1 pseudogene is annotated in these 578 nt (G+C 44.5%); it reads left to right on the plus strand.

Going from position 1 to position 578, the window contains the following annotated elements:
* A pseudogene (gene yebU, locus R7190_RS29310) lies at positions 1-578 on the plus strand (16S rRNA (cytosine(1407)-C(5))-methyltransferase RsmF); the annotation flags it as partial.

A 578-nucleotide genomic window follows, 5' to 3' on the forward strand; every position in this document is an offset into this window, starting at 1 on the left:
CGTAAAGATGAAGATGCCATGAAGAACTGGACACAAGCGTCCGTTCTAGAAATCGCAGATACGCAAAAAGATCTCATTGAAAGCGCATTCCACGCACTTAAGCCAGGTGGCGTGCTAGTTTACTCAACGTGTACGTTAAGTACCGAGGAAAACCAGCAAGTTTGCCATCACTTAAAAGAAACCTTTGGTGACGCGGATGAGGTTGAGAGTCTGGATGGATTATTTGAAAATGCAAACGCCGCATTAACAGAAGAAGGTTTCTTACACATCTTCCCTCAGGTTTATGACTGTGAAGGCTTCTTTGTTGCGCGTATTCGCAAACACCATTCTGTAGAGGCGCCACAAGTGAAAAAGCGCATGGGCAAATTCCCGTTCGTAAAAGCGTCGAAGAAAGAATCAGAAGAGATTTCAAAGCAACTACACAACGCATTGGATATTGAGTTACCTTCCGAAAGTACGGTTTGGCTCCGAGATAAAGACGTTTGGCTATTCCCAGATGCGCTTGAGCCTATGATTGGCGAATTACGTTTTTCTCGCATGGGCATTAAAATCGCTGAAGCACATAAAAATGGCTACCG

The sequence above is a fragment of the Vibrio sp. 1078-1 genome, assembly GCF_033340475.1.